The sequence below is a fragment of the Streptomyces sp. MnatMP-M17 genome (assembly GCF_900091995.1).
In the GTDB taxonomy this organism is placed as follows: domain Bacteria; phylum Actinomycetota; class Actinomycetes; order Streptomycetales; family Streptomycetaceae; genus Streptomyces.
The window spans coordinates 1-2,053 of the sequence record NZ_FMDK01000929.1; the positions used below are offsets into that span (position 1 = coordinate 1).

The following is a 2,053-nucleotide window of genomic DNA, read 5'->3' on the forward strand; positions in this document are numbered from 1 at the left end:
TCCTGCTGATGCCACCCGCCGTCGCCTCCCGCCGCTCCGGCCGCCGCGTCCGGGCCGATCTGCTGCGCCGCGGAGCCCTGCGCGCCGTGGTCGCCCTGCCCGCCGGAGCCGCGCCTCCCTACGGCATTCCGCTCCATCTCTGGATCCTGCGCAAGCCCGTCGCCGGCGAACGCCGCTCTCCCGAGCTGCTGCTGGTCGACACCGCCGAGCTCTCCGCGACCGGTGGCCGGGACACGGGCGGCGGCCGGGACAGCGTCGACTGGACGACCGTCCATGCCACCGTGCTCGACGCCTGGGCGCCCTTCGACCGGCTGGGTACGGCCGAGGAGCGACCGGGCGTCAGCCGTGCGGTGCCCGTGGTCGAACTCCTCGACGACGATGTGGATCTGGCTCCCGCCCGCCATCTCCCGCCTCCGGCCACCGCGGGCGGTGCGGCCGAACTGGTCCACGTACGGGAGCGGCTGGCCGATACGCTCCGTCGGACGGCCGAACTGACGCCGTCCGGCGCTCCGTTCACGGCAGACGCCGAGTCGGCCGGGTCGGCGCCCGTCCACCGGCCCACCACCTCCGTCGGTGAACTCGCCCGCGCCGGCGCCCTCGTGCTGTACGCGGGCGGCTCGGGCGCCACCGCCGACGCCACGTCCGTACCACCCGTATCGCCCGCACCGCTGCCCGCACCTGTACCGCCCGCACCCGTACCCGTCCTCACCGAACACGATGTGCTCGCGGGCCGTGCGCCCTCGGGTGTGCTTCCCGAGGGCGTGGCCGAGGAGCCCGTACGGATCCAGGAGGGCGATGTGGTCGTGCCCGTCCTCGGCGGCGGCGCGGTGGCCCGAGTCATGGACGCGGCCCTGGCGGGCGCGGCGCTCGGCCGCAATCTCCAGCTCCTGCGGCCCGATCCGGCCGCCCTCGACCCATGGTTCCTGGCCGGTTTTCTGCGTGGCACCGCCAACGCCCGCCGGGCCAGCAGCTATGCCTCCACCGCGACCCGGCTCGATGTGCGCCGGCTCCAGCTTCCCCGGCTGCCGCTCGCCGACCAGCGGCGGTACGGTGAACGCTTCCGCGCGCTGGCCGAGTTCGAGGACGCGCTGAGGCTGGCGGGAAAGCTGGGCGAGCAGCTCGTACAAGGGCTGTACGACGGTCTGGCGGACGGCAGCGTTCCGATGTGATCAGCTCGACAACGGTTCGGCGCAACCCGTAACCCGTTGTCCGTGTCGGTGTATACGCTCGAATCCGCATTCCCGTGCGAGCTCAGTCCACCAGGCACCCAGGAGCAGTCATGTTCGGCCCCGGCTTCGCGCCGACGCCCCCGCCCCCGCGGCGACCGCACCTCGCCGTGCTCATCTCGCTGCGGGTGCTGTTCGTGGCTCTCACGGTGCTGAGCTTCGGTTTTCTCGGCTGGGTGCCGATGCTGAGGATCGCGGTCGTGCGGCGCAGGGCGGTCGACTGGCTGCTGTTCTGCGCCGCTCTCGGCTCGGAGCTGGGCCTATTCCTCTACATCGCGACGACCGCGAATGCGGAGCCGACGAACACGGACCTCGTTCTGCTGGTCCTGCTCCTGCTGTCGGCGGTCGCGATCACGGCCTACTTCCTGGTCTTCGACATCGGGCACTACGCCGAGAGCGGCCGAATATCCGCATTCCCGTACATGCCATCCATGCCACCGTCGGCGGTGCCGTCGCCGCAGCCGTACGGCTACACCTATCCGCCTCCGTACGCCGCGCCGGTCCAGCCACAGGCACAGCCGCAACCGCGGTCCGCACCCCGGCATCAGCCCCAGCCCCAGCATCAGCCGCAGACTCCGCCGCGTATCGACCAGGTCCGTGCCGAGCTCGACGAGCTGAGCGACATCCTGCGCAAGGGACAGGAAGGCCGGGAGGGCCGGGAAGGCCGGAACGAACGGTGAACGGGCGTGTCATCGCCGGTCGTTACGAGCTGTCCACGCTCATCGGACAGGGCGGTATGGGCCAGGTCTGGACGGCGTACGACCAGCGGCTCGACCGCCGTGTCGCGGTGAAGCTGCTCCGTCCCGACCGGATGGCCGCCGCGACGG

General features: G+C 72.0%; 1 protein-coding gene and 1 pseudogene. Both read left to right on the forward strand.

The window, feature by feature from the left end; translation table 11 throughout:
* A pseudogene (locus tag GA0115259_RS33555) lies at positions 1 to 1,169 on the forward strand (SAM-dependent methyltransferase); the annotation flags it as partial.
* Positions 1,170 to 1,279: 110 nt separating this feature from the next.
* Entirely contained in the window at positions 1,280 to 1,906 is a 627-nt protein-coding gene (locus tag GA0115259_RS33560; RefSeq protein ID WP_093603919.1) for a hypothetical protein, read from the forward strand.
* Positions 1,907 to 2,053: the final 147 nt, after the last annotated feature.